Origin of the sequence: Trinickia terrae (genome assembly GCF_005144415.1) — a bacterium.
Taxonomy (GTDB): domain Bacteria; phylum Pseudomonadota; class Gammaproteobacteria; order Burkholderiales; family Burkholderiaceae; genus Trinickia_A; species Trinickia_A terrae.
The window spans coordinates 91396-116093 of the sequence record NZ_SWJE01000007.1; the positions used below are offsets into that span (position 1 = coordinate 91396).

The 24698-nt window shown below is 65.3% G+C and carries 21 protein-coding genes; 7 read left to right on the forward strand and 14 right to left on the reverse strand.

Translation table 11 applies throughout. The features are described 5' to 3' along the window. Positions 1-122 precede the first annotated feature (122 nt). Together FAZ69_RS14350 and FAZ69_RS14355 are read right to left on the reverse strand one after the other, a co-directional pair. Positions 123-1394: an ATP-binding protein gene (locus tag FAZ69_RS14350; protein WP_136895572.1), complete on the reverse strand. Its 1272-nt coding sequence runs from the start codon at positions 1392-1394 to the stop codon at positions 123-125. Continuing rightward, positions 1378-2112: a response regulator gene (locus tag FAZ69_RS14355; protein WP_136895574.1), complete on the reverse strand. Its 735-nt coding sequence runs from the start codon at positions 2110-2112 to the stop codon at positions 1378-1380. Before FAZ69_RS14355 ends, FAZ69_RS14350 begins: the two co-directional genes overlap by 17 nt. Positions 2113-2405: 293 nt before the next feature. Between FAZ69_RS14355 and FAZ69_RS14360 the strand changes: the two genes are divergently transcribed. Further along, positions 2406-2618, forward strand: coding sequence for a DUF1059 domain-containing protein (locus tag FAZ69_RS14360; RefSeq protein ID WP_136895576.1), 213 nt, complete (start codon positions 2406-2408; stop codon positions 2616-2618). A 152-nt stretch (positions 2619-2770) separates the two neighbouring features. Here FAZ69_RS14360 and tssA read toward each other — a convergent pair whose 3' ends face one another. From tssA to FAZ69_RS14405, 9 genes are all read right to left on the reverse strand, one after another. Further along, the gene (gene tssA / locus FAZ69_RS14365; RefSeq protein ID WP_136895578.1) at positions 2771-3895 is read right to left on the reverse strand and encodes a type VI secretion system protein TssA; all 1125 of its coding nucleotides are present in this window, start codon (positions 3893-3895) and stop codon (positions 2771-2773) included. 1 nt (position 3896) lies between these two features. Further along, positions 3897-6590: a type VI secretion system ATPase TssH gene (tssH, locus tag FAZ69_RS14370; RefSeq protein WP_136895580.1), complete on the reverse strand. Its 2694-nt coding sequence runs from the start codon at positions 6588-6590 to the stop codon at positions 3897-3899. A gap of 31 nt (positions 6591-6621) precedes the next feature. Next, positions 6622-7716, reverse strand: a complete 1095-nt coding sequence (gene tssG, locus FAZ69_RS14375; protein ID WP_136895582.1) for a type VI secretion system baseplate subunit TssG — start codon at positions 7714-7716, stop codon at positions 6622-6624. Then, the gene (gene tssF, locus FAZ69_RS14380; RefSeq protein WP_136895584.1) at positions 7680-9515 is read right to left on the reverse strand and encodes a type VI secretion system baseplate subunit TssF; all 1836 of its coding nucleotides are present in this window, start codon (positions 9513-9515) and stop codon (positions 7680-7682) included. The genes tssG and tssF overlap by 37 nt, the downstream gene beginning before the upstream one ends. A gap of 94 nt (positions 9516-9609) precedes the next feature. Then, complete coding sequence (gene tssE / locus FAZ69_RS14385) at positions 9610-10089, reverse strand: type VI secretion system baseplate subunit TssE (RefSeq protein ID WP_136895586.1); 480 nt, start codon at positions 10087-10089, stop codon at positions 9610-9612. A 94-nt stretch (positions 10090-10183) separates the two neighbouring features. Next, positions 10184-10717: an Hcp family type VI secretion system effector gene (locus FAZ69_RS14390; RefSeq protein ID WP_136895588.1), complete on the reverse strand. Its 534-nt coding sequence runs from the start codon at positions 10715-10717 to the stop codon at positions 10184-10186. Between the two features lie 124 nt (positions 10718-10841). After that, positions 10842-12332 carry a type VI secretion system contractile sheath large subunit gene (gene tssC / locus FAZ69_RS14395; protein ID WP_136895590.1) on the reverse strand — a complete coding sequence of 497 codons (1491 nt, stop codon included), beginning with the start codon at positions 12330-12332 and terminating at the stop codon, positions 10842-10844. A gap of 21 nt (positions 12333-12353) precedes the next feature. Next, complete coding sequence (tssB, locus tag FAZ69_RS14400; protein WP_136895592.1) at positions 12354-12890, reverse strand: type VI secretion system contractile sheath small subunit; 537 nt, start codon at positions 12888-12890, stop codon at positions 12354-12356. 31 nt (positions 12891-12921) lie between these two features. Then, positions 12922-13599, reverse strand: a complete 678-nt coding sequence (locus FAZ69_RS14405) for a tetratricopeptide repeat protein (protein WP_136895594.1) — start codon at positions 13597-13599, stop codon at positions 12922-12924. A 350-nt stretch (positions 13600-13949) separates the two neighbouring features. Here FAZ69_RS14405 and tssJ point away from each other — a divergent pair, with 350 nt between their 5' ends. The 3 genes from tssJ (at position 13950) to FAZ69_RS14420 (ending at position 16912) form a co-directional block, all read left to right on the forward strand. Beyond that, complete coding sequence (gene tssJ, locus FAZ69_RS14410; protein WP_136895596.1) at positions 13950-14564, forward strand: type VI secretion system lipoprotein TssJ; 615 nt, start codon at positions 13950-13952, stop codon at positions 14562-14564. A 225-nt stretch (positions 14565-14789) separates the two neighbouring features. Beyond that, entirely contained in the window at positions 14790-16136 is a 1347-nt protein-coding gene (tssK, locus tag FAZ69_RS14415) for a type VI secretion system baseplate subunit TssK (RefSeq protein WP_136895598.1), read from the forward strand. Then, positions 16133-16912 carry a DotU family type IV/VI secretion system protein gene (locus FAZ69_RS14420; RefSeq protein ID WP_136895600.1) on the forward strand — a complete coding sequence of 260 codons (780 nt, stop codon included), beginning with the start codon at positions 16133-16135 and terminating at the stop codon, positions 16910-16912. The genes tssK and FAZ69_RS14420 overlap by 4 nt, the downstream gene beginning before the upstream one ends. Positions 16913-17314: 402 nt before the next feature. Here the strand turns inward: FAZ69_RS14420 and FAZ69_RS14425 are convergent, their stop codons facing one another. Further along, positions 17315-18553: a PQQ-binding-like beta-propeller repeat protein gene (locus tag FAZ69_RS14425; RefSeq protein WP_169708648.1), complete on the reverse strand. Its 1239-nt coding sequence runs from the start codon at positions 18551-18553 to the stop codon at positions 17315-17317. Positions 18554-19101: 548 nt separating this feature from the next. On the opposite strand from FAZ69_RS14425, the gene FAZ69_RS14430 reads away from it, so the two are divergent. Beyond that, positions 19102-19380, forward strand: coding sequence for a hypothetical protein (locus FAZ69_RS14430; protein WP_136895604.1), 279 nt, complete (start codon positions 19102-19104; stop codon positions 19378-19380). 100 nt (positions 19381-19480) lie between these two features. Here FAZ69_RS14430 and FAZ69_RS14435 read toward each other — a convergent pair whose 3' ends face one another. Both FAZ69_RS14435 and FAZ69_RS14440 read right to left on the reverse strand, forming a co-directional pair. Further along, positions 19481-19975, reverse strand: coding sequence for a cupin domain-containing protein (locus FAZ69_RS14435; RefSeq protein ID WP_136895606.1), 495 nt, complete (start codon positions 19973-19975; stop codon positions 19481-19483). A 13-nt stretch (positions 19976-19988) separates the two neighbouring features. Continuing rightward, positions 19989-20312, reverse strand: a complete 324-nt coding sequence (locus FAZ69_RS14440) for a thioredoxin family protein (protein WP_136895607.1) — start codon at positions 20310-20312, stop codon at positions 19989-19991. Between the two features lie 143 nt (positions 20313-20455). Between FAZ69_RS14440 and FAZ69_RS14445 the strand changes: the two genes are divergently transcribed. Continuing rightward, on the forward strand, positions 20456-22129 hold the full coding sequence (locus FAZ69_RS14445) for a VRR-NUC domain-containing protein (RefSeq protein WP_136895609.1): 1674 nt from the start codon (positions 20456-20458) through the stop codon (positions 22127-22129). Continuing rightward, positions 22126-24396 carry an ATP-dependent DNA helicase gene (locus FAZ69_RS14450; RefSeq protein WP_136895611.1) on the forward strand — a complete coding sequence of 757 codons (2271 nt, stop codon included), beginning with the start codon at positions 22126-22128 and terminating at the stop codon, positions 24394-24396. The genes FAZ69_RS14445 and FAZ69_RS14450 overlap by 4 nt, the downstream gene beginning before the upstream one ends. Positions 24397-24698: the final 302 nt, after the last annotated feature.

A 24698-nucleotide genomic window follows, 5' to 3' on the forward strand; every position in this document is an offset into this window, starting at 1 on the left:
AGCCCTTAAGCATGCAATGCTCGAACTCAATCAGGATTTGTACAGCCTGCAAGGCTATCCAGATTCGTCTTACAGATGCTTAGGAAAAATTGCAGGAGGCAACAAAGCACTTCGTCGCGGGATCAGGTATGGCGACGTCCGGCAAACTTCATCGTTGTAACGAAGCCGCCATCGGGCGCATTCGAAATGACCAGCGTCCCGCCATGATGGCGGACGAGCCGCCGCACAATCGCCAGTCCGAGTCCGCAATGGGCGTTTCCGCCACGTGCCGTGTCGAGCCGCACGAACGGCCGAAGTACACGGTCGAGCTCAGCTTCGGGGACACCCGGGCCGTGATCGCGAACAACGAGGAAATAGTGGCCCTTGTGCAGAGATGTCGACACCTCGATAGGCGGCTGGCCATAGGTCATGGCATTTTCGACGAGATTCGTCATGATGCGGTCGATATCGACCGCAGGAAGCATGAAGCCAGGCCCCGCCCGCAAATCGAGTTTTACGAGGGCATCCGCTTCGTCTTCCCCGCTGCTGAATGTGTCCGTATAGTTCCGGCGGCAGTGTGCATCGACGCTGACGTCAGCGGACGTATCGCCCCTTTCGTGCGCGAAATCCAGGAACTGCGTGATGATGCGCGACATCGACTCCGTATCGCGCAAGAAACCCGCGCGATCCTTCTGGTCGGCAAGCAGGTCAGCGCGCACCAGCATCCGGGTAACCGGCGTGCGCAGGTCGTGCGCGATGCTCGCAAGCATGACTGCGCGCTCACGGTCGGCCTCCGCCAATTCGCTCACCATGTCGTTGAAATCGCCGATGAGCCCGCGAAGTTCCCGCGGTCCGCTCATCTGCACCTGCTGGAATATACGATCGATGCGGTACTCCTGCGCTGCTTTTGCCATTTCCCTGATCGGCCGTTGCATCCGCCACGCGAAAACGATGGCAATCACCACGGCAAACGTGAGCATCAGCGCGGAGGCAATGATCAAACGACCCAGCGGCACCACTGCGTATGGGATCACGATCCCGTACGCCGAACCCGGAACGCGAACCCAGATTGTCCCGCTCTCCGCGATGGCGACATGACTTCCCGCGGGCAGCAGCTCCCTGAGACCGTTCTCGATGGGGCCACCCGTGTCCGCACACGATGACGGGCAACCCGCCGCAGCCATCCCGTGCGCATCGACAAAGGAGATTCCCAAGGTCCCGGCAACGTCCGATGCCAGGTCTGGGGTGCGGTCGCGGACCTTCTGCGCTGCCATCACCGCCCGCGAAATGTGCAGCGCGTCGAGCCCTGCACGGTCGCGGTCGACCATCATCAGCAACGTGAGCTGGACGAGCAGAAGCAACCCCACCGTCATCAGCATGAAGCGCCCGAACAGCGTATCAAGCGGATTCTTCATCGCCCGACCCGTCCGGAACGAACATATAGCCAATACCGCGCCTCGTCTGCAAACGACGTGGATTCGACGGATCGTCCTCGATCAGCCGCCGCAGCCTCCATACCGGCACGTCGATACCGCGCTCCGTCACTTCCGCGCCCGGGCCATGAATGAGATCGAGTAGACGCGAACGCGAAAGCGTCTCCATCGGATGCAGCGCGAACGCCTCGAGCAGCGCATATTCGCCCTCGGTGAGCTTGACTGGCTTGCCGTCGCGTAGAAGCGTGCGGGTCGCGAAATCGAGCTCGAAACGACCAAACCGGCACGGCGGATGTTTTTCAGCCGAGCGAGGCACAGACACTTGCCCGTGCCTGCGAAGCACCGCGTGGATGCGAGCGAGCAATTCCTGTGGCAGAAACGGCTTGCCGAGATAATCGTCCGCACCCAGTTCAAGCCCCACCACGCGGTCAACGCCTTCAGCACGCGCAGTCAGCATGATGACCGGAATCGCGTCGCCCCTTGCGCGCAACTGCTTGAGCGCGGTCAGTCCGTCTACTCCAGGCATCATCAGATCGAGCACGACGATCGACGGACGCTCCCGCTCCAGCCTGCACTCGAGGTTGGTTGCATCATGGAGGACCGAGAACTCGATTCCACGCTGTTGGAAAAACGTACGCAGCAGGTCGCGCAGATCAGCGTCGTCATCAACGAGCAACACCTGAATGGGATGATCGGACATGGAACAAGACGCGCATTTTGGTGCGCGTAAATGGGCGGGCAATCCGGAACATCGTACGGCACAGCGCCTGAGAGTGGCTTAGTGAATATTACAAAACTTGTCTCATCCGGCGGGATAGGCAACCGGGCTCCGCGGCTTAACCATCCGAATTCAAATTAACGACCTGCGGCCTATACTTTCAGAACGATTTCGTGTGCGACAAGGAGGCGCAATCGTGCCCTACGTGCTTCGCGCGGCACCTCGCGCGGGCATTCATGCAAGACCCGTGGCCACTTTCGTATGAGGAGAACATCATGGCGCGCAAATACATCGATTGCCGGGAGTTTCCGAGCGAAATGAATTGCTCTGTCGCGCTATCCGCGGATTCCGAAAGCGAGTTGCTGGAGGCGGCCGTACAACACGCGGTCGCGATTCACAAGCATGCCGATTCGCCGGAGCTGCGCTCACAGTTGAAGGCTCTATTTCATGAGGGCACACCGCCCGTCGAATCACCGCGTCACGCGTAACGCTGGTGCGACCGATTGAAGAGCGATCACGTCACGCGCTTACGTCCATAGTCGAATTCAGGAAAGTGCCAAGGATTCACCTGCCAATTTGGCTGGGGTGAGCAGCGGTTGCACCTTGGAAGCGGTCGTTGCAGCGGCGCGAGTCTTTTTTATCACCTCTCCGCATCGGGCTTCACCCCCAGCAACTCGCGAATATGCGCGAGCGACCCATCATCCTTCACCACCGCCGCAAGCCACTGATGCAGCGGCATATCCGCCCATTCCGCAGCCTTATCGGCGAGATACGCCACCGGGCTGTGCGGCTCCGCCGCGCGAAAGAACTTCGCCACCGCGCGCAGTTGCGCGACCGCCTGCGCACGGTTCTGAAGGCCGGCTTGCGATTGCGGCGTCGTCATCAGCATGGGTTCCTCGCGTAGCAGCTGCGTTTGCGTTTTGAAGGTCGGCTCGGCGCGGTCGCCCGCTTCACCGTGCGGCGTCTGCTCGACAGGCGCGGGCGGCGTTGGCTCGACCGCGCTCACCCCAAGCTCACGCGCAAACCGCTCAGCAAGCCGATAAACCGCCTCATAAGCATCCTTCACCTGCCGAAAACTCGGCGCCGCATCCCCCGCCCGCTTGTCGAGCTCCTTTTCGAGCGTGAGCATCGCCACTTCGAAGCGCGTCAAATCGCCCAGCAGCGCGCGATAGAAGGCCACCGGCGTCGAGCGCTTCGCTGCCTCGATCTGCTCGATCGACGGCTTGCCGCGCGCGATATCGTCCGCGTGATCGGGGTCGCGCTTCACCGCCTGCGCGACATGCGTCGCCACGTCCCAATCGAGCGCCGTGAACGGCTCGCCGCCCGGCGCCTGCGCAAGCGGCACGTCGCGCAGCAACTGCGCCGTGCGGCCCGCAAGCCACGACACGTTGCCGAGCCGGTACTCGGCGTCATCGCCCTCGGGCAGCGGATGCAACTGATCCCAATAGCGCTCGATCAAGCCGCCGAGCAGCGAATAGCCCTGCGTGAGCCCCGGCAAGCCCTCTTCGATCGCCAAGGCTTCCGTGAGCCACGCGGCGAGCCGCAGGTCCTTCGTTTGCGTCTTCAGCAGCGCGCCGCTGTGCTCGACGACGAACTTCCAGTTCGCCTCCTTGATTTCCGTGACCCATTCGCCCTGGTCGAGCGACGGGTCGTCGAAGCGGCGCGCGTGCTGGATGGCGTCGAAGTCGGACGAGAACAGCAGGTCCTCGCCGCAAGGCGATGCGTCCGAAACAGGAGCAAGCAGTGCGTTGAGATCGAGAGACATATCAAGCCACCGTATATTCGAATTCGCCGCTTTCATTCGCGTGCACGGCGATCCGCTCGATCGCCTCGCCTTCCGCGATCCGCTCCAGCACCTGCTCCGCAATTTCCGGCAGCAGCGTGCCGTTCAGGATATGGTCGACATTGCGCGCGCCGGAATCGACTTCGGTGCAGCGCGCGAGCACGGCATCGACGAACGCCTCGTCCCATTCGAACGCCGCCTTGTGATTCGCGGCGATCCGGTTCTTGATGCGCTCGAGCTTCAACTCGATGATTTCCGCCAGCACGTCATCGGGAATCGGATAGTACGGAACCACCTTCATGCGGCCGAGGAACGCCGGCTTGAACGCCTTGTAAAGATGCGGACGCAACGTTTGCGCGAGCGCGTCGGCATCGGGCAGCTCCTCCGCGCTCTTGCTCAGGCACGCCTGCATCACCGCCGGCGAGCCGACGTTCGACGTCAGGATGATCAGCGTATTGCGGAAGTCGATCTCGCGGCCTTCGGCGTCGTCCATCGCGCCCTTGTCGAAGACCTGGAAGAACATTTCGAGCACGTCGGGGTGTGCCTTCTCGACTTCGTCGAGCAGCACGACCGAGTATGGATTGCGCCGCACGGCCTCGGTCAGCACGCCGCCCTCGCCGTAGCCGACGTAGCCTGGCGGCGAGCCCTTCAGGCCGGACACACTGTGCGCCTCCTGGTACTCGCTCATGTTGATCGTGACGAGCTTGCGCTCGCCGCCGTAGAGGATGTCGGCGAGCGCGAGCGCGGTCTCGGTCTTGCCGACGCCCGACGGCCCGACGAACATGAACACGCCGCGCGGCTTGTTCGGGTCTTCGAGGCTCGCGCTCGCGGTGCGCACGCGCTGCGCGATCGCTTCGAGCGCGTGGTCCTGGCCGATCACGCGCGCGGCGAGCAACGGCTGCAGGTTCAGCACGGTCTGGATCTCGTCCTTGACCATGCGGCCGAGCGGAATGCCGGTCCACGCGGCGACGATTTCGGCGATCACGTGCGCGTCGACTTGCAGCGGCACCATCGGCTGCATGCTTTGCAGCGCCTGCAGCTTCGGGGTCTGCGCGGCAAGCGCTTCGCGGGCGGCCGCGAGCTTCGCGGCGGCATCGGCCTGCGCATCGGCCGACGATGCGGCCTCGCGCGCCGCGTCGATCTCTTCACGCAGCGCCTCGATCTGCTTCACGATCGCGCGCTCTTCCTCATAACGCGCTTCGTCGCGCGCGAGCACGGCGAGATCCTCCTCGCGCAGCGCACGCAATTGCGCAAGACGCTCCCCATGCGACGCCCCTGCCGACTCCTCGCGTTCGAGCAAAGCGGTCTCGGCATCGATGCGTTCGATGCGCTTCCTCGTATCGTCGATCGCGGCCGGCGTCGAGCTGTGGGCGAGCGCGACCTTCGCGCAGGCGGTGTCGAGCACGCCGATCGCCTTGTCCGGCAACTGGCGCCCCGTGATGTAGCGATGCGACAGGCGCACGGCCTCGACGATCGCCTCGTCGAGAATCCGCACGTTGAAATGCGCCTCCATCTTCGCGGCCACGCCGCGCAGCATCGCCGCCGCCAGCGTCTCGTTCGGCTCTTCGATCTTGACGACCTGGAAGCGCCGCGCGAGCGCCGCGTCCTTCTCGAAGTACTTCTTGTACTCGCTCCACGTCGTCGCTGCGATGGTCCGCAGCTCGCCGCGCGCGAGCGCGGGCTTCAACAGGTTCGCCGCATCGTTCTGGCCCGCCTGGCCGCCCGCGCCGATGATCGTGTGCGCCTCGTCGATGAAGAGAATGATCGGGTGGACGCTCTTCTTCACTTCGTCGATCACGTTCTTCAGGCGGTTCTCGAACTCGCCCTTCACGCTCGCGCCCGCTTGCAGCAGACCCATGTCGAGCACGTGCAGCGCGACGCCGCGCAACGGCTCCGGCACGTCGCCCGCGGCGATGCGCAGCGCGAGCCCTTCGACCACCGCCGTCTTGCCGACGCCCGCCTCGCCCGTGAGGATCGGGTTGTTCTGGCGGCGGCGCATGAGGATATCGATCGTCTGGCGGATCTCGGCTTCGCGGCCGATCACCGGATCGATCGCGCCATCGCGCGCGCGCTGCGTGAGGTCGGTCGTGTAGGTGTCGAGCGCGGGAGTCTTCGAGGGGCCGGCGGGTGCGTCAGCCGGGCCGCTGCCTTCGCCGTTCGCAGCCTGATCGCCCGCTGCCGCCGCTGCGCGCGCACGCTCGCTTTCGCACGACCCTTCCGTCACTTCGTCGAACTTGTGCTTCAAGTCCGGCACGGAAATCTCCGCGAATAGCCGCGACATGCGCTGTGCGAACTGCGCGAGATCGGGCGCGCTCAAGAGCGCGAGCAGCAAGTGGCCGGAGCGGATGCTGCCGATCTGCGAATCGAGCGACGCAATCAGCCACGCCTGCTCGAACAGCGCGATCAGATGCGGCGAGAACACCGGTGTGCGCGTATTGCCCGTCTTCAGGCGCTCGAGCTCGCGTTCGAGATCGGCGCGCATCGCATTGGCGCTGACGCGGTTCGCGCGCAGCGCGACGGCGAAGTCGCTCGCGGTTTCATCGAGCAGCGCGAGGAACAGGTGCTCCAGGTCGACCTCATAGTGGCCGCGCGCGAGGCACAGGTTCGCGGCACGCGACGCGGCGTCCCGGCTGGTGGTGTCGAGCTTCGCGATGAGGGTCTTGAGGGGCGTGCTCATATCGTGCAGTCCGGTTCTCGTGTCGTTGCAGTCAGTGGATGACGTGGAGCTCGTAGCGGGCATCCGCGCGGTCGCGCTCGGCGTCGCGCGTGCAGAGGAAAGCATCCCAGCCGAGGCGCGAGCCGCGGCCCAACTGGATCGGGCCGACTTCCGTGCGGCACAGGACGAGCTTCACTTCGTATTCGAGCGTCACGCCCGCGAGCAGCGTCAACATCCGCTCGAGCGCGACGGCGCGCTCCGCACCGGGCAGGAACGCCTCGTAGTCTGCCATCTTGAGCGGCCCGATGACGAGGCGCGCGCGCATGTCGCGCTGCCAGACGCGCGCGCCCGCAAGCGCCGTGGCGCCGAGCGTGGCGTTGAAGCTGCCGAGCAGCGTGAGCTGGTCGGGCGGCACGTCGTACCACTTGCCGACGAATTGCTCGACGCGCACCGGCACGTTGAAGTACTCGGACAGCGTGCATTGCAGGTAAGCCGCCGACATTGGCCGATGCCGCGCCGCCATCGCATAGCCCGCGATGGCCTCGTCGGCGAGCGCGCCCCGGCCGCGCTGAACACTCGAGCGCGACGGCGCATCGGACACGCCCGCGAGCGCGAGCAACAGTGGCAGATAGCGCTCGTCCTTGTCGAGCTCGTAGTGGAACGGCAGCCGGTATTTCTTCCACGCCGCGTAGAAAAGCGCGGTGGCTCGGTTCGAGAAGATGTCGAAGAACTCGCGCGCCGCGTGATCACGCTTCATTTCGCGCGCGAGCATCTGCTCCGTGTAGTGGTGCGGCAGCGCGCCCTGCCCGCCGAGCAGGCCGAAGAACGCCGGCGTGAGCTCCACGCGCGCGAGCGTTTCCTCTGCGATCGCCTGCGCGCGCTTCGCGCTATCGGCAACGGCGTCGCCCGCCTCGTCGTAGGACATGGCGCCTTGAATCTCGCTCGCCGGAAACGAGAGCGAAAGCGTATTGCGAAACGCGATATGGCGCGCGAGCACGTCGCCGGGCCGTGCGTTTGCGTTCTCGGGCGTCTGCTGCGCGAACCACCGCTCGAGCATCCGCACCGCCTGGAAGAATTCGAAGCGATGCGGCTCGTCGAGCAGGCGTTCGACTACGCCAGGATCGATTCTCCGCTGCGCGGCTTGCATCGCATGATCTCCTCGCCGGTGCGCTTCGACACGACGACCAGTTGCACAAAGCTGTTCAAATGCACGTACAGCCCGAAGAAAGTGTCGATCACGCGCACGAACGACGCGAGGCTCGTGCCGACGAAATGCTCCTCGTCGATCGTGAGCAGGATCTCGATGCCGCGCACGAAGGTCGCGAACGGCTTGCCGGGCAGCCACTGCACCGCGGCGCGCTGCTCGATGCCGACGAGCCCGTCGATATGGCGCGCGGACACCGCCGTGCGCCGCAAATCGTAGAGCACGAGCATTTCCTTGAGCGCGGCAAGCCCGCTGCTCGCGAGCGACACGTGGTTGAGCGCCAGATGCGAGACGAGCCGCCAATGCGCGGAGCGGCCGCGCTCGAAGCGCACGGTCGGCGTCGGGCGGCGCAACAGCGAAATGCTGCCCGCCAGCGACCCGCCTTCGAAAAACACATCGCCGCCTTCGAGCCCCACCGCCATCGCCTCGGGCAAGTCCCGGTTCGTGCAGGTGAGATCGAGCGAGAGCGTATCGGTCTGCGGCGCGGCCGGCTCGAACTCGATATCGACGATCGAGATTTCGGTCTCGTAGCCGGGGCTGTGCTGCGCGACCCAGTCGTTGCGGCGCGCGAACCAGTAGTGGCCGGCGCGCGCGCTCTCGCCGTGATGGAGCGAGTAGAACGGGCGGAACTCCGTCACCGTCTCTTCATGCGCGCGCTGCTTGACGAGCTTGACCGAATCGATCGAGTAGACCTCGTAGGCGAACGCGCGGCGCGCATCGGCGACGACCGGATACGACACGGCCTGATGGTTCACGCGGATCGGCTCGCCGTGCAGCTTGAACAGGTTGACAACGGGTGTGCAGAACAGCCGGAAATGTTGCGCGGACAACGATTCGAGCAGGCGCGCGACGTGCGAATCGCTGCGCACGTCCTTCAACACGACGTGCAGCGTCAGGCGGCGGCAGCGGCCGCTCGCGCGCGTCATCGCCGCGAGGTCGAAGTCGACGAAATTGAATTTCTCGGGGAACGCGAAGTATTCGGTCAGCAGGCGATACGCGGGGTGCGACTTCGCCGGATAGTCGATCAGCGCGTCGGCCTCGTCGAAGCCCGCCTGCGCGAGCGGCGACGTGCGCAGCGGCTTCCATTGGCCGCTGCGGTCCGCTTCGACGTAGGTCGCCATCGCGTTGACGAACAGGCTGTCGGCCAGCGCCGCGATGAACGATTGCTCGCCGTGCAGATGCGCGCGCAGCGTACTCACCTTCAGAGCGCCCATGTCGAGCTGGGAGGCCGTCGATTCGAACGTGATCGAAACGATCGCCGTCGCATTGTTCGGCAGCAGCGCCGCGCTCGGCGCCATCGAGATCGGCACGCAGCGCGCCTCGGCGATGCGCACGGGCACGAGCGTCACGTCGTAGGCGGTGCGGAAGCGGCACTGCACGCCGCGCAGCGGGCGGCTGCGCAATTCCGTGCCGCGCTCGATCGTCGCCGGCTCGGTAAGCTGGTGCGCGTCGGCCGCGCCGAACTGCGCGATCGAGCACGACGGAAACGGCCGCAGGTAGTGCGGATAAAGCACTTCCAGCAGCGCTTCGGTGAATTCGGGGTAATCGTCGTCGAGCTTCTTGTTGATGCGCGCGCCGAGCAGCGCGAACGATTCGATCATCCGCTCGACGTGCGGATCCTCGCAGTGCTCGCCGGAAATCGCGAGGCGCGCGGCGATCTTCGGGTAACGATCGGCGAAATCGCGCGAGCCGCGCCGCAAGAAGGCCAGCTCGCGCTCGTAATAAGGCAGCAATTCTTCCATCAATCGATCCCCGAAACTGCTTGGTTACTGCCTGGGCCGCCGCGGATGCGGCAATGACCGCGGCGCTTCGCACGCGCGGCGTCGCCGGACGCCGTCAGAGCTTGGCGCGCGAGCGCGTCACCGAATATTGCAACGTCGACGGTTGCAGCATCGCGTCAAAACTGACCGGCTCTTCGGCCGGATGCACGACGAGCAGCGCGGAGATCGCGAAGTAGAGCGCATTGGTCGATTGCTCTTTCAGCTCCAGCTCCACCGATACGCGCTGCAGGCGCGGCTCGTGGCGCGCGATCGCCTGCTGGATCGACTTGCAGATGAACGCGCGGTCGTAGTGGCTCGCAAGGCTCAGGCCCGCGAAATCGTTCAGGCCGTAGGTCAGCACCGAGCGCTGACACTCCGGCAGCGTCGCGAGCTGGCTCTCGGTGACCGCAATGCGCGTGTTCAGGATCGCCTCGACATCGCGCGCGACGGTGTTTTTCAGCTCGTCCAGCGACAATTGCCGCATCGCCGCCGAAGCAGGCATATGCGGTTCGTCATCGAACAGCTTGTCGAGAAAGCTCGGTTCGAAGCGTTTCATCAGCGACGGCAACAGGCCATGCGAAACAACCAGACGACAAACGGAAAGCGGCCGCCCGCGAAGGCGACCCGCTTCCCGCTTCTACGTCACGTCATCAGACCGCGTAGGTCTTGTCGTTCTTGGTCAGACTCCATGCGCCCTGCGCATTGCCGCCCTGACCGCCGCCGACCTTCTGCTGCGTGTACTTCCACTGCACGGCGGCGTACTTCAGCGAGAAGCTCTCGCTCGGCAGGCTCTTGGTGGCGGTGCCGTCCGTCGTGCTGGTCGTCGTCCCGACGCTCGGCGCAATGCTCGAGATGATCACGTACTTGAGCTTCACTTCCAGGTACTTGACCCGGTTGCCTTCACCGTCCGAGCGCATGAATTCGATCGAGACCTCGTCGAACGTGGTGCCGCCCGACGCGTGCTGATACAGCAGCGGACTCACGACGTCGATATCCTTCGTGAACTCCATGTCGCCGTGCTCGCAGCGCTCCGACGTGTGGCCGCCGGCCGTCGACGCGGTCGCCGAGCGCGGCTGCGTGATCGAGTGGTTCCACGAATCGACTTCGATCCAACCCTGATGATCCTTGTCGGCGGATTCACCCTTGATGGCGGGGCTGCCAAACTTTAGATAGATGTCCTTCATAACTCCGTTGCTCCCGAGCATTGCGGTTTGACACGCGATCCGGGCGGCCCGCCCGGATGCACTGACCTTCGTTTTACTTCTCTGCCTTCAACCTGGCCCCAGGGCGGGGCCTCTTCGAGCGATATCAAGCGCCCGCCGGCTTCGGCAGGTCGGCGACCAGCCGCAGCGAGATCGACAGCTCGTCCAGCTGGAAATGCGGACGCAGGAATGCAACCGAGCGGTACGAGCCGGGCTTGCCCGGAATCTCGGCCACCTGGATCGACGCCTCGCGCAGCGGAAACTGCGCCTTCTGCTCCTGCGACGCGTTGTCGTCGAGCAGGACGTACTGCGAGATCCAGCGGTTCAGGAACACTTCGACGTTTTGCGCCGAGGCGAAACTGCCGATCTTGTCGCGCATCATCGCCTTCAGGTAGTGCGCCACGCGCGACACCGAGAAAATGTATTGCAGCTGCGCCGACAGGACGGCGTTCGCGTTGGCGCTATCCGTGCTGTACTTCTTCGGCTTTTGCACCGACTGCGCGGCGAAGAACGCGGCGTAGTCGGAGTTCTTGCAATGCACGAGCGGGATGAAGCCGAGATCGGAGAGCTCCTTCTCGCGGCGGTCGGTGATCGCGATCTCGGTCGGGCACTTGAGCGCGATCTCGCCGTCGTCGGTCTTGAAGGTGTGCGTCGGCAGGTCTTCGACCAGGCCGCCGCCTTCCACGCCGCGAATCGCCGCGCACCAGCCGAAGTCATCGAACGCGGCCGTGAGGCGCGCGCCGAACGCCCACGCGGCGTTGCACCAGAGGTACTTGGCGTGGTCGGTGCCGTCGACGTCCTCGAGGAAATTGAAGTTCTCCGCGGTCGCGCCGTCCTTCGGATTGAACGGCAGGCGTCCGAGAAAACGCGGCAAGGTGAGGCCGACGTAGCGTGAATCCTCCGCGTCGCGGAACGACTTCCACTTCGCGTATTCGACCGTGTCGAACACCTTGCCGAGATCGCGCGGCTTGCCGAGATCGGCGAACGATTCGATGCCGAGCAGCTCGGGCGCGGCCGAAGCGATGAACGGCGCATGCGCCGCTGCCGCGACGTGCGACATCTGCTCGATGAAGTACATGTCTTCCGGCTGGCGCGTCACTTCGAAATCGCCGATCAGCGCGCCGAACGGCGCTCCGCCGAAGGTGCCGAACTCTTCTTCATAGACCTTCTTGAACAGCGCGCTCTGGTCGAACTCGCTCGCGGTCTTGAAGTCGCGCACGATGTCGCGCTTGGGCGCATGCAGCGCCTTGATCTTGATGGTCGAGCCGGTGTTGCTCTCCATCACGAGGTAGTTCAGGCCGCGCCAGGTGCCTTCCATGCGCTGGAATTCCGGCGCATGCATCACTTCGCTCAATTGCGCCGAGATCAGGCGGTCGAGCTCGGCGACGCGCGCGTCGATCGTCGCCGACAGGTTGTCGGATACGATCACCGTGCCTTCGAGCACCTGGTTCACGAGCTCGCCGATCAAATCCTTCGCGCGCGCATGCTCCGATTCGGACTTCGCGACCTTGCTCTTCTCGACGATTTCGTCGAGCAGCGATGGCCCCGCTTCCGTCGAGACTTGCGCGAGTGGCGCTGCGGCCGTTTGCTGGTTCATCTCACACCCCCCGTTGCTTTCTTATTCGCCCTGCTTGTCCTGATCCGGCGCCTCGCCGCCCACGCCGGCGCTCTTCGCGAGCGTCTGCAATTGCTGGGTGTTGGCGAGCACTTCGGAGAGCAGGTCCTCGAGCTTGTCGTTGCCGGCGAGCTTGTTGCGCAAGTCCGCGAGCTTCGAGCGCGCGTCGAGCAGGCGCTGCAGCGGCTCGATCTGCGCGACCACCTCGTCGGGATTGAAGTCGGCCATCGAGCGGAACTTCAGGTCCACGCCGAACTTGCCGCCCGCCTCGCTCAAGCGGTTCTTCACCTGGAACGTGGCGCGCGGCTCGATGCCGCGCATCACGTCGTCGAAGTTGTCGCGATCGATGTTGACGAACTTGCGCTCGCGCAGCTTCGGCTGCTCCACTTCCGATTGCCCCGCGAGGTCGGCCATCACGCCGACGACGAACGGCAGCTCCTTCACCTCGATCGCGTCGCCGCGCTCGACCTCGTACGTCAACTGCACGCGGGGCGGGCGCACTTTCTGCAAACGCTTTTGGATGCTTTCTTTCTTAGCCATCGACGGCCCTCGGATTTAGTAAGCGTTTGGATCAGCGAAGCGCGCTGAACGGATCGGATGCCCCGCCGCTTTGCGCGGCCTTGGCCTGCGGCGCGGCGGGTTGCGGTGCGGGCGCTGCCGCGGCTTGCTCGGGCTTCTGCGGCGCTGCGGCGTCGCTGCCTGCCTTGGCCACGGCTGCCGGCTTGCGCACCCACTTCTTGCGCACAACCGGCTTCTTTTTCTCGTCGGCGGCTTCGTCCGGGAACAGCGTGGCTTCGCCCAGCGTGTCGCGCAGCTGCTTCGCGAGCACCTGCGCATCGGACTTCGCGTCGCCCTGCAGCGCCGCGTCCTGGCGCAACTGGCCGAGCGACTCGGTCGCCACGCGCAGGCCGCTGACGGCCAGCACGCTCTTCGCCTGACGGTCGGTCTGGTCGCGCTGCAGCGCCTCTTGCGCCGCGACGATCGCCTGGCCGTAGTGCGTCTGCGCGAACTGGATCTGCGCAATGCGCGACCACGGCTCTTCGCGCGTCGGGTCGGCCTTGGTGAGCTGCTGGTAAAGACCCAGCGCGCGATCCTGGTCGCCCGACTTGGCGACGGCGTCCGCATCGGCAAGCGCCTTATTGAAGACTTCCGGCGTAGCCGCGGGATTCGAGTTTTGCGTGGCGCAGCCGGCGATCACGCCGCATGCGAGCACCACGCCCGAGATTCTGGAGAAAAGTCGCTGTTTCATCGTTCTATTACCGGCGTGCGGTTTATTCAACAATTCACGGAGAAACTGGAGAAACCGCAGTTTTGCTTTGCGGCGAATGCGCGGGTATAGTACAGGCCAATTTTTGATAATTCAACTTTGACGTGAAAAGCGGATTGCGATTTGAATGTTCTTTGCAATTCGGCGAATCAGCGCAGAAATTATTGCCGGAATAAATGTTAAATCCAGCGAATGCCCGGAAAAATTTTCCGGGCCTGCGGCTCGAATAGAGGCAACGCGCGGCCGGTGCGCCGGATGCCCGAATCTGTGGATTTTTCTGTGATTTTGTCGATGGCTTTAAGGGGGCGGCGGCGCAATGCCGGCCGAATTAAATGAAGCAGCAATTCACTCGCTACGCCGCATCGCTCTCGATATGCGCGCTCCTCGCGGGCTGCGCCGCCGGCGTGGGCCTGCTCGGCACGGCGGCCTCGACGGCCTTGCAGGCCGCGGGCATCGGCAAGCCCGACGTGCCCGACGCGCAAAAGCCGCCGCGCAATATCGGGCTCACGCTCGCGGCCGCGCCCAACCTGAACGCGGCCACCGACCAAAAGCCGCTGGCGCTCGTGGTCCGGCTATATGCGCTGAAAGACCCGACTTCATTCCAGCAAGCGCCATTCGACACTTTTACCGATCCGAATAAGGAAAAAACTACATTAGGCGCGGATTTGCTGAGCGTGCGCGAAGTCACTTTGATACCGGGCCAGCGTTACAACGTGACCGAAAAAGTCTCGCGTGAAGCGCAGGCGTTCGGCGTAGTCGCCCTATTCCGCGATCCGGCCTTGCAGCGCTGGAAATTCGCATTCGATCCGGCCAAGTCGGAGAAATCCGGCATAATGATTGGCCTGCATAACTGCGCAATGACCGTTACCAACGGCACGGTGATCCCGCCCGATCCGAGCATGCCGATGCAGCCGCTGAATATGCTGTCGTCGGTCAGTTGCGGTTAAACACCGGATTGCGAGGGCACTGAAAACGATTTGCCGATCCGTCGCATTGCAGCCATGACAACAAGCGGCCATATCGCCGCAAGCGCAGCCACTGAACGCTTTTAACGGGTTTCTAATGAACCACCCCCACGCTCACGTACGTTCACTGCCCCCCGAGGGGGTGGATGCCTCCCTTGGGGCGGAACCGGCGCCCGAAGGAAGTCCCCTTGGAGGACGGGAGGCATCATGAGTTATTCGGCCAAGGTGCTGTGGGGAGAAGGGCTCTTTCTCAGGCCGCAGCATTTCCAGCGGCAGGACGCCTATCACGAGGCGCGGCTGTTCGAATCGATACAGGCGATCCAGCCTTATAACTGGGGCGTGCGCTCGGTGCGCTTCGATCGCGATGCGCTCGGCAGCAACGTGCTGCGCCTGAGCGAGCTCTCGCTCGTGTTTCCCGACGGCGCGCTCTACGCCGCGCCGCAAGCGGACAACCTGCCGCCGCCGATCGCGCTCGATACCCTCCCCGAGGGCATCAGTGAATTCACGTTCTATCTCGCGCTGCATCCGCTGCGCGAGACCGGCGCGAACTATTCGGACGATCGCGACGCGGGCTTCATCGCGCGCTACGTGAGCGAGCCGGCGCCGGTGGCCGACCACTTCACCGATGCCGCCGAAGCCGACATCACGTTCCTCAAGACGAGCGTGAAGCTGATCGCGCATATCGAGCCGCGCGACCAGCTGCTCTCCGTGCCGCTCGTGCGCGTGCGCCGCACCGCAACCTCCGGCTTCGAGATCGACGACAGTTTCGTGCCGCCCTGCCTCGCGATCGAAGCGTCGCCGATCCTGCATCAGCGCCTGCGCCAGCTGATCGATGCGCTGCAGGCGAAGGTCAGCGCGCTCTACGGTTTTCACCGCGAGCCGACCAAGAACATCATCGAGTTCCGCTCGGGCGACATCGCCTCGTTCTGGCTGCTGCACACGGCGAGCGCCGCCTTCGCGACGCTCGCGCACCTGCACCAGCATGCGGCGCTGCATCCCGAGCGGCTGTTCCAGGAATTGCTGCGCCTCGCCGGGCAGATGATGACGTTCTCGAAGGGCTACGCGCTCGCCGATCTGCCCGCCTATCGCCACGACGATCCGGGCCCCGGCTTCGCGCGGCTCGACACGATCGTGCGCGACCTGCTCGAGACCGTGATCTCGACACGCTACTTCGCGATCGCGCTCGACGAAGTGCGTCCGTCGTTCCACCTCGGCCGCCTCGACTCCGGCAAGATCGACGACAAGACCACGTTCTTCATTGCCGTCTCGGCCGACATGCCGACTGTCGAGCTGATCGATGCCGTGCCCGCGCGCTTCAAGGTCGGTGCCCCCGACGACGTCGACAAGCTCGTGCTCTCCGCGATGCCCGGCGTGCGCCTCGTCTATACGCCGCAGGTGCCGCCTGCGATTCCCGTGCGGCCCGGCGCCTGCTACTTCTCGCTGGAATCGCGCAGCGCGCTCTACGACCGCATGCTGCAAGCCCAGTCGGCAATGATCTACGCGCCGTCTGGGATCAACGACCTCAAACTCGAACTGATCGCCGTCACATCATGAGCTACGCGCCTTCCCTCTTTGGCGGCAACATGCCGTCCGCGCCGCCCGCGCCCGCCGCCGAGCCGAACTATCAGGCGCGCTCGCTGCTCGATCTGCTCTACGACGGATTCTTCATGCTGTTCCTGCTGAAGAACGGTCACGAGCCTGACCACGCCGGCGATTTCGGCGCGCGCATCCAGTCGTTTCTCGCCGACTTCGAGCGCGGCGCGAAGAAGCTCAACGCGTCGGCCGAAGACATGTACGCGGCGAAGTTCGCGTTCTGCGCGGCGGTCGACGAATCGGTGCTGGCGTCGGGGTTCCGGATTCGCGCGGACTGGGAGCGCCGTCCGCTGCAGCTCACGCTGTTCGGCGAGCAGCTGGCGGGCGAGAAGTTCTTTCAGCATCTCGAGGAATGCCGCGCGCAGGGCGCGGCTCGCCTGCAATCGCTCGAGGTGTTCCATATGTGCCTGCTGCTCGGGTTCCAGGGCAAGTACCTGCTCGAAGGGCCGGAGAAGCTTGCCTATCTGACGGCGCGGATCGGCGATGAAATCGCGCACTTGAAGGGCAAGCGCGCACCGTTCGCGCCGCATTGGCCGCTGCCGGACCAGGTCGCGCACCGTCTCAAGCACGAGGTGCCGCTGTGGGCGATCGGCGCGGTGTTCGCGCTCATGGCGCTGGGGGCGTATCTCGGGCTGAACGCGTATCTGCGCGACAGCACGGCGCGCACGCTGGCGCCGTATTCGCAGCTCATCAAGGCCGGCGCGGAGCAGGCCAATTTGACGATTTCGCTGCCGTAGGCATTGCTCGGCGGCTCGCCTGGCGAAGCGGTTGTCCACAGATTTTGTTCATAGCTCTGTGGACAATTGGCTGATAGGCGAGCGAAGTCGTTGAACGAGAAGGGATCTTTGTGCGCGCAGCATGCGCGCGCAACGCCGGCTTCGACGAGCAATGCGCCTCGCTCCGGTAAACATGATGCGGTCCCGCCAGCTCGATGGTGAGCTTTTTCAGGAGCAGGAATCGAGGTTCGCTGAACCGAGTGGCGCAAACGCCGGCGAATTTGTTGCGCGCACATCGAAAGTGGATCAATACGGTGGCAATTGCTCACGTTGACCGCGCTTCGCATGCTCGACAGCCGCGCCTATCTGCTAGAAAAGCGTCGAACCGCGGCGGGCACTCCCGAAAACGCTCACCTATCGGCGTCAAGGCCCGACGCCGAACGCGTAAATCCTGTTGTCTCCCGCCACATAGAGCCTTCGATCGGCGGCCAGAATCGTCACGAAGTGCCGCAGCCCCGCCATTCGCTCATCCGCGCCGCCGCCCGCGTAAAGCGGCGCGCCGTTGTCCGCGCGAAACCCATGCAGCCGGTCGTCGCCCTCGGCGCCGGCGATCCACACGATGCGGTCGGCGCTGCCGTCGCTCGTCGTCGTGATCGGGCTGCCGGCGCCGTCCACCGCCGCGCACCACGCAGTGCCGACGCCCCCGCGAGCCGCGGAGCCGACCTTGAGCGCGATCAGCCCGGCTGTCCGTGCGCCGCCCGGACACGCCGCACCGTCGCCCTGGAACACGATGAAAACGCCGTCCGGCGTGGCGAAGGAAGCCGGCCCGGTGCGGATCGGCCGCCGCGCGGCCTGGGCGGCATCGAGCGCGCCGCCGATGCCGCCGAGGTTGTCGCGGTCGAGCAGATACGCCTTGCCGTCCTTGCCCAGCGCGACGGCCAGGCGTCGGCCGTGCAGCTCGACCGGCATCGGGTTCGCGCCGCCGAGGTCGAGATCCCGCTCGTCGAGATCGAGCCAGTCGCTCGGCGCAAACGCGTCACGCGCGCTTGAAGACCGGTGCAGATCGGGAGCCAGGCGGATGACGGCTTCGCCGTCGCCCCAGCTCGACGCGCCCTCGGTGTTGCCGGTCGAGACGAACAGGGCGCCGTCGGCGGCGGCGATTCCGCCCGGCGCCCAGATCCCCCCTTTGCTCGCCCGCGTGCGCCAGGCGCCGGACACGCCCGGCTGGTCGAGCCGCAGGCTCACGACCCAGCCGTGGTAATCGCCGCAATCGCCCCAGTGGCCGCCGTACGGCACGAACAGCCGTCCCGCAGCGAGCAGCAACGCGCCGCGCTGGTTCTGCACGCTCGCCGCGAACGGCATGCCGCGCGCCCGCAGTCCGGCTGCAACGTCGACCGGCCAGCCCGGCAGCACCGCCCCATCGCGCAACGACAGTCCAAAGACGAGATGCGCCGGCTCGTTCTGACGAACCACCATCGCGTCGAGATACAGCGTGCCGGCCGCCGGATCGATCACCGGCGTCCCGGTGATGCCGAGCGGATCGATATTCCCGCACGGCAGCGCGGCGCGCGGCGCGGGCGTGCCGAGCACGGTGCGCCAGACGACGCGTCCGGTCGCGGCATCGAGCGCATAGACGACGTCGGCTTCCGTGGCGACGATCACGAGACCGTTAGTCGCTCCAAAAGCGCCTGACGGACGCCAATAGAGGGGCTGGGCGTATATGTGGCCGTCTACCCGGCCGTCGAATCCCGCGTCCCTGCGCAGGCGCGCTCTGCCACGTCAAGCCGGGCACGACGTACTGGCCGCTCCTGTCGTCGCCGTGGTGATAGCTCGGAACGGCGTCCGCGCCCTGCGTCCAGGCCGTGCCGGACAACGCGCTCGCCAGCCAGCAGCACAAGGCGAGAACGCGAACAACGGGTCTGCCGACGGACATAGACACCTCCATCCCGCCTGGGGCCAGATCATGTCGATCCTAGGCTCCAATTGGGAAAAATCGACGTCGCCGAACCCCACCGGGTGGCTGGAAGCCCCGTCCAGCAAGGCGTTCAGGATTATTCAAATCTGCAAAAAAGTCATTTCAGGCTATTCAATACAATAAATCGATAGTAGGGGTATACACTGCCTTCCATCGACGTTGCGGACACCCACTCATCAGACCGGACCGCGGCGCCTTCCGAAACCGAAGTCATACAGATCATTGGAGTCTCACCATGAAGACCAAGCTGCTCGCCGCCCTGCTCGTCGCTGTTTCCGCCTCGATCGCCGCTCCCGCTTTTGCAAGCGGCTATGGCCCGGCTCCGTTCTACAAGCCGCAAGACGGCGCCCCGGCTGCCCAACGCGGCCAAAGCGCACAAACCCTCGCCGTTGAACAACGCAACAGCGGCACTGACGCCGCTTACGGCGGCGTGAAGGGCGCGTCGTCGCAATCCGGTTTCCGTGCCCAAGCCACCGACAACAGCCGGGACTCGATCTACTTTGGCGGCCACTAATCGCCTCAACAGGCGCGCGCTGCCAGCGCGCTTGGCAACACCGTGAAGCACCAGCGCCGGGCGTTCAATCGAACGCCCGGCGCTGTTTTATGCTCCCTTCTCACGATTTCTTGCGCGACGGCTTGCCGTCGTGCGGCCCCAGCGGACGCGCCGGCCAATCGGCCCAGCGATCCGCGCGCGTTGCCTCGTACGCTTCATTCATCGGATAGCGGATCCGGTTTTCGTCCTTCGGCTTCTCGCCGATCACCAGCAGCCGGACCTCTTGATCCGTGTTGTTGAGGAAGGTGTGGCAAATTCCCGTGCCCGCCGGAAACCCGACTGAATCGCCGGGCGCAAGGCGATGCAGATGCCCGTCGATCCACGCATCGGGCGTGCCTTCGATCACGAACACGAACTCTTCTTCCGCGCTCTCCGCATGCGGATACGACGTGCGGCGGCCCGGCAGCAGCCGGACGTGATGAATGCCGATGCGCGTAAGGCCGAGCTTCGCGGCCAGCGGCGCGCCGATGCCCTGCAGCTCGGTGTCGCCCGGGTAGTGCTTGTTGTCCTCGCCCTCGAGCTCGGTCCAGTGCCATATGAAGTCAGGTCGTTCCATCAGTCCTCCGTTGTCAACCAAGCGCCGCGATGCCTTCGCCGATTGCGGCGGCGTCCGCGGGGCGCACCACGCGCGCGACTTCCGCGCCATCGCGCAAGAAGATCAGTGTCGGCCACAGCTTGACCTTGAACGAGCGGCCGAGCGGCCGGCCGGGGCCGTCCTCGATCTTCAGATGCCGCGCGTGCGCGTGCGCGCCGAGCGCCTGCCGGATGGCAGGCTGCGCGCGCTGGCAGTAGCCGCACCAGTCGGTGCCGAATTCGAGCACGGTCGCACCGGCGAGCGCATCGACTTCCGCGCGGGTCGGCGCAGTCTTGGAGTAGGCGGTGTCGTGTTGCATCGTGGCTCCCAACGGGACGGCGAGCGCGGCGCGCCCGCGCGGTCAGCCGCTATTTTGCCGAAACATCGCAGGCGCTTCAGAGGCCGCGCACGCAGCCTGGTTTGCTATCATGCCTGTACAAATATACAGTCCCCTGGCTTCCCGTGCCGACCGATGTCCCCTACTACCTGCTGAATTTCGAGCGTGCGCTCGCGTGGGTCACCGAACGTTACGACGACCTGTTCAGCCCGGGCGAGCGCGCTTTTCTTGAGGCGTTCGGCCGCTTGCCGCAAGCTTCGCGCGCGCTGCTCGTGCGGATGCTGATGCGCAAAGGCACGCTGTTCCGGGCGAGCCGTCTGTCGTACGAGGAGATCGGGTGTCCGCTGGCGGCGGCCGCGCCCCTCGTCGAGCTCGGCTGGCTCGATCCCGAGCCGCGGCTGACGCTCGACGAATTGTTCGCGCTGGCGACACGCCCCGAGTTGCTGCAGATGTTCCCCGCCGCCGCGCTCGGCAAGCAGGCGCGCAAAGCGGATCTGCTCGATGCGTTGCGCGTGTCTCATGGCGATGCGCGCAGCTACGCCGCCTGGGGCGCGCCGCAAGCCGATCAGGTGTTCCATGTGGCGATTGCGCCGCTTTGCGACCGCCTGCGGCTCATGTTCTTCGGCAACCTGCATCAGGACTGGTCGGAATTCGTGCTCGCCGATCTCGGTGTGTTCAAGTATGAAAGCGTGTCGTTCTCGCCGTCTTCGCGGGCGTTCCAGAAGCGCGCGGACATCGACGCCTATCTCGCGCTGCAAGCGTGCCGCGAAGCGCTCGATGCGCCAGGCGACGGCGATAGCGCCGAGGCGCTATGCGCGGCCATCCTCGCGATCGAAATCGACAACGCCTGGCTCGAAACCCGCCGCGCCAAGCTGCTGTTTCGCGTCGGACAGCACGCCGAGCGGCAGCAGGACTGGGAAGCCGCGCTCGCCGTATTCGCGCGCTCAGCGTGGCCCGGTGCGCGTCATCGGCGCATGCGGGTGCTGGAGCGCTGCGGGCGTACCGGCGATGCGCTGGCGCTCGCGCTGCAAGCGGCCGCCGCGCCGGAAAGCGAGGAGGAAAGCCAGCGCGTCGCGCGGATGCTGCCGCGTCTGCAACGGCGGGCCGGCCAGCCGGCGATGCGCGCCGCGCCGGCTGGCATCGTCGAGCGCAGCACGATCGAACTCGCGCGGCCCGCGGCGCCGCTCGCGGTCGAGTACGCCGCGCGCGACGCGCTCAGCTCCACGCAAGCACCGGTGCACTACGTCGAGAATGCGCTGATCAACTCGCTCTTCGGCCTGCTGTGCTGGGAGCCGGTGTTCGCGGCCATCCCCGGCGCGTTCTTCCATCCGTTCCAGCGCGGCCCCGCCGATCTGCACGCACCCGATTTCCGCACGCGGCGCGCCGACGTCTTCAGCCGCGCCTTCGCGCAACTCGGCGACGGGACGTATCGCGAAACGATCCTGCGGCATCTCGCGAGCAAAGCCGGCGTGCAATCGCCGTTCGTGTTCTGGGGCGTGCTGACGCCCGAACTCATCGCGCTCGCGCTCGATTGTCTGCCTGCGGCGCATCTCGCGCTGTACTTCGAACGCCTGCTCGCGGACATCCACGGCAACCGTTCGGGCTTGCCCGACCTGATCCGCTTCTGGCCCGCCGAGCGGCGCTATGAATTGATCGAAGTGAAGGGCCCGGGCGACCGTCTGCAAGACAACCAGATCCGCTGGCTTCAGTACTGCGCGCAGCACGGGATGCCGGTGCGTGTCGTCGACGTGCGCTGGATCGGCGATACCGCCACCGGCTCCGTGGAGGCCGCCACATGACCTACGTCGTCGCCGTGCGGACGCTCTGCGAATTCACCGCGCGCCGCGGCGATCTCGACCTGCGCTTCACGCCGGCCCCGACCGCGCTCGAAGGCATCGCCGGGCACGCCACCGTGGCCGCGCGCCGCGCGAGCGGCTACGAAAGCGAGATCCCGCTCGCCGGCGCCTATCGCGGCCTGACCGTGCGCGGCCGCGCCGACAGCTACGACGCCGCGCTCAACCGGCTCGAGGAAGTGAAGACCTATCGCGGCGATCTCGATGCCATGCCGGCCAATCATCGCGCGCTGCACTGGGCGCAGGCGCTCGTCTACGGACATCTGCTGTGCCAAACGCGCGCGCTCACGCAGCTTAGCGTCACGCTCGTGTACTTCGATATCGGGAGCCAGAAGGAAACCGTGCTCGCACAGATGCACGACGCCGCATCGCTGGAAACGTTTTTTGTCGAGCAATGCGAGCGCTTTCTCGGCTGGGCCGCGCAGGAAGCCGCGCATCGCGAGGCGCGCAACGCGGCGCTCGCCGCGCTCAAATTCCCGCATGACACGTTTCGCAGCGGGCAGCGCGAGCTGGCCGTCGCGGTCTACCGGGCCGCGCGCGACGGACAGCCTTTGATGGCGCAGGCCCCCACCGGCATCGGCAAGACGCTCGCGACGATTTTTCCGGCGCTGAAGGCGTTCGGCGAGGATCGCATCGAACGCCTCTTCTTCCTGACCGCGAAGACGCCCGGGCGCGCCCTGGCGCTCGACGCCATTGATACGCTGCGAGCCAGGGCCGGCGCGCCGCTGCCGTTGCGCACGCTCGAACTCGTCGCGCGCGACAAGGCTTGCGAGCATCCCGACAAGTCCTGTCACGGCGAATCCTGTCCGCTCGCGCGCGGCTTCTACGACCGTCTCGATGCAGCGCGCAGCGCCGCGCTCACCTCTGCGGGAAGACTCGATCGCGAGGCCGTACGCGCGGCGGCGCTCGCGCACGACGTGTGTCCGTATTACCTCGCACAGGAACTCGCGCGCTGGAGCGACGTCGTTGTCGGCGACTACAACTACTACTTCGACAGCAGCGCGCTGCTCTACGCGTTCGCCCGGCTGAACCAGTGGCGCGTGGCGGTGCTCGTCGACGAAGCGCACAACCTGCTCGAACGCGCCCGCAAGATGTACACGGCCGCCATCGAGCAGACGGCGTTTCGCGCGGCGCGCAAGACCGCGCCCGCGACGCTGAAGAAGCCGCTCGAGCGCCTGCATCGCGAATGGAACGCCTTGAACCGCGCGCAGACGAGCGCATACGCGGTGCATGCCGAAGTGCCCGCGCGGCTGCTGTCGGCGGCGCAGAACCTGATCGGCGCGATCTCGGACCAGCTCGCCGACGCGCCGCTCTCGATCGACGACGCATTGCTGCAAGTGTTCTTCGACGCCATGCATTTCGTCGCGCTCGCCGAGCAGTTCGGCGAGCATTCGATCTTCGACGTGACGCGCGATGAGACCTCACGCGGCACGCGTCCTCAAACGTCATCGACGCTATGCGTGCGCAACGTGATTCCCGCGCCGTTTCTCGCGCCTCGCTACGCGGCCGCGCACACGACGGTGATGTTCTCCGGCACGCTGAGCCCGCAGCACTTCTATCGCGACACACTTGGCTTGCCCGAAGCAACGCACTGGCTCGACGTCGAAGGACCGTTCCGCGCGCAGCAATTGAAAGTGCACGTGGCGGCCCACGTCTCGACGCGCTGGCGCGACCGCGAACGTTCGCTCGAACCGATCGTCGAGCTGATCGCCCGGCAGTACGCCGCGCAGCCCGGCAACTACCTCGGCTTTCTCAGCAGCTTCGAGTATCTCGAGCGCGTCGCGGCGCTGCTGCGCGAACGCCATCCCGCGCTGCCGATCTGGACGCAGGCGCCACGCATGGACGAAGCCGCGCGCGACGCGTTCCTCGCGCGCTTTCGCGAGACGCGTCGCGGCATTGGCTTTGCGGTGCTGGGTGGGGCGTTTTCCGAAGGCGTCGACCTGGTCGGCGAACAGTTGATCGGCGCGTTCATCGCCACGCTTGGCCTGCCGCAGATGAATCCCGTCAACGAACAGATGCGCCGCACGATGGAGGCGAAGTTCGGCAACGGCTACGATTACGTGTACCTGTACCCCGGAATGCAGAAAGTGGTGCAGGCAGCGGGACGCGTGATCCGCACCGAAGACGACACGGGCGTCGTCCACCTGATCGATGACCGCTACCGGCGCTCGGAGGTGCGGCGGCTCTTGCCGGGATGGTGGCAGCTGCCCTGATCGCAGCGCGCTCGACCGGCATTGAGGATGGGCGAGGTGCGTAGGCAAAAACCCTCGTACTCACCATCGGGCCATTCGCGCCATGCTCCCGAAAAGCCTCACCTTTCGCTCATCGTCAGGCCGCATGCTCGAACGCGTGCTTGAAATTTCTGCATGAAGCGAACGTCGACGACGCTCGAAATTGCAAAAGATGCTTGCCTCGTCAACGGAACATGCATCGATGCAAAAGCCCCATTCCACACGATCTTGCCGAACGCCGGCGACAATGCCAATCCGTGAAATCAGGGGTGCATCGGTTTCGC

What these genes read in the sequence shown, in the direction of transcription:
- FAZ69_RS14350 (WP_136895572.1), bottom strand. Translation starts at nt 1,394, where the DNA reads ATGAAGAATCCGCTTGATACGCTGTTCGGGCGCTTCATGCTGATGACG.
- FAZ69_RS14355 (WP_136895574.1), bottom strand. Translation starts at nt 2,112, where the DNA reads ATGTCCGATCATCCCATTCAGGTGTTGCTCGTTGATGACGACGCTGAT.
- FAZ69_RS14360 (WP_136895576.1), top strand. Translation starts at nt 2,406, where the DNA reads ATGGCGCGCAAATACATCGATTGCCGGGAGTTTCCGAGCGAAATGAAT.
- tssA (WP_136895578.1), bottom strand. Translation starts at nt 3,895, where the DNA reads ATGTCTCTCGATCTCAACGCACTGCTTGCTCCTGTTTCGGACGCATCG.
- tssH (WP_136895580.1), bottom strand. Translation starts at nt 6,590, where the DNA reads ATGAGCACGCCCCTCAAGACCCTCATCGCGAAGCTCGACACCACCAGC.
- tssG (WP_136895582.1), bottom strand. Translation starts at nt 7,716, where the DNA reads ATGCAAGCCGCGCAGCGGAGAATCGATCCTGGCGTAGTCGAACGCCTG.
- tssF (WP_136895584.1), bottom strand. Translation starts at nt 9,515, where the DNA reads ATGGAAGAATTGCTGCCTTATTACGAGCGCGAGCTGGCCTTCTTGCGG.
- tssE (WP_136895586.1), bottom strand. Translation starts at nt 10,089, where the DNA reads ATGAAACGCTTCGAACCGAGCTTTCTCGACAAGCTGTTCGATGACGAA.
- FAZ69_RS14390 (WP_136895588.1), bottom strand. Translation starts at nt 10,717, where the DNA reads ATGAAGGACATCTATCTAAAGTTTGGCAGCCCCGCCATCAAGGGTGAA.
- tssC (WP_136895590.1), bottom strand. Translation starts at nt 12,332, where the DNA reads ATGAACCAGCAAACGGCCGCAGCGCCACTCGCGCAAGTCTCGACGGAA.
- tssB (WP_136895592.1), bottom strand. Translation starts at nt 12,890, where the DNA reads ATGGCTAAGAAAGAAAGCATCCAAAAGCGTTTGCAGAAAGTGCGCCCG.
- FAZ69_RS14405 (WP_136895594.1), bottom strand. Translation starts at nt 13,599, where the DNA reads ATGAAACAGCGACTTTTCTCCAGAATCTCGGGCGTGGTGCTCGCATGC.
- tssJ (WP_136895596.1), top strand. Translation starts at nt 13,950, where the DNA reads ATGAAGCAGCAATTCACTCGCTACGCCGCATCGCTCTCGATATGCGCG.
- tssK (WP_136895598.1), top strand. Translation starts at nt 14,790, where the DNA reads ATGAGTTATTCGGCCAAGGTGCTGTGGGGAGAAGGGCTCTTTCTCAGG.
- FAZ69_RS14420 (WP_136895600.1), top strand. Translation starts at nt 16,133, where the DNA reads ATGAGCTACGCGCCTTCCCTCTTTGGCGGCAACATGCCGTCCGCGCCG.
- FAZ69_RS14430 (WP_136895604.1), top strand. Translation starts at nt 19,102, where the DNA reads ATGAAGACCAAGCTGCTCGCCGCCCTGCTCGTCGCTGTTTCCGCCTCG.
- FAZ69_RS14435 (WP_136895606.1), bottom strand. Translation starts at nt 19,975, where the DNA reads ATGGAACGACCTGACTTCATATGGCACTGGACCGAGCTCGAGGGCGAG.
- FAZ69_RS14440 (WP_136895607.1), bottom strand. Translation starts at nt 20,312, where the DNA reads ATGCAACACGACACCGCCTACTCCAAGACTGCGCCGACCCGCGCGGAA.
- FAZ69_RS14450 (WP_136895611.1), top strand. Translation starts at nt 22,126, where the DNA reads ATGACCTACGTCGTCGCCGTGCGGACGCTCTGCGAATTCACCGCGCGC.